The following is a 1,016-nucleotide window of genomic DNA, read 5'->3' as shown; positions in this document are numbered from 1 at the left end:
GTAACAAGGTAGCCGTACCGGAAGGTGCGGCTGGATCACCTCCTTTCTGGAGCATCCTTGTTCGTGACGTTTGCTTATCTAAGAGTAGAGTACGCTTGTACTTACTACGATGTCTATTTCCTCATTCAACGATTTTATCGGATTCTGCATTGACCTCGCAAGAGGGCAGAGCGAACCCGGGCTTGTAGCTCAGGTGGTTAGAGCGCTACACTGATAATGTAGAGGTCCCTGGTTCGAGTCCAGGCAGGCCCACTGGCAGCAGCGGGTATCTGCTTGATGCCAACTTCTGGGGGATTAGCTCAGCTGGCTAGAGCACCTGCCTTGCACGCAGGGGGTCAACGGTTCGACTCCGTTATCCTCCACTGTTTACACTTTCTAATTGAGAAAGTGGTTTAAAAAATAGGTTTAGCCTGAAGTAATTCAGCTATTCCACATTTGCTACCGATTGGGTAGTAAACGTTCTTTGACGTAAGGGAAAACAAGAAAGAGAAGTAAAAAGCGGGCTGTTATTCACAGAATAGCAGCAGTTCAGTCCAACCCCGTGTTGGATGAATCGCAAGCGAGAAGTAAGTAAGAGCACACGGGGGATGCCTAGGGTCTCAGAGGCGATGAAGGACGCGATAAGCTGCGATAAGCTGGGGGGAGGGGCACATACCCGTTATATCCCCAGATTTCCGAATGGGGCAACCCCTTAGGTTGAAGACCTAAGACTACTCCTGTATAGGACTAGAGCAAACGTTGGGAACTGAAACATCTCAGTACCGACAGGAAAAGAAAATAACAATGATTCCCCAAGTAGTGGCGAGCGAACGGGGAGGAGCCCAAACCACGGCGGTTACGGCCGCTGTGGGGTTGTAGGACTGCGATATCTGATTAAATCGAGTTAACTGAAGCAGGTGGGAAACTGCGCCAGAGACGGTGAGAGCCCGGTAAGTGACAATTCTGATTTACGGTAGCAGTATCCTGAGTAGGGCGGGGCCGGAGAAACCCCGTCTGAATCGAGCGGCACCATCCGC

Annotated in this window: 2 tRNA genes and 1 rRNA gene; all 3 read left to right on the top strand. The window is 50.8% G+C overall.

Annotated features, from left to right (window positions below):
- Positions 1–178: 178 nt before the first annotated feature.
- Positions 179–252 (top strand) — tRNA-Ile (locus tag ACFSDX_RS25165).
- Between the two features lie 36 nt (positions 253–288).
- Positions 289–362, top strand: a tRNA-Ala gene (locus tag ACFSDX_RS25160).
- A gap of 198 nt (positions 363–560) precedes the next feature.
- Positions 561–1,016: ribosomal RNA gene (locus ACFSDX_RS25155) — 23S ribosomal RNA — on the top strand; the annotation flags it as partial.

The organism is Hymenobacter bucti (genome assembly GCF_042681145.1).
Classification (GTDB): domain Bacteria; phylum Bacteroidota; class Bacteroidia; order Cytophagales; family Hymenobacteraceae; genus Hymenobacter; species Hymenobacter bucti.
Note: the sequence above shows the minus strand (reverse complement) of the source record. Positions and strands in the feature narration are given on the sequence as shown.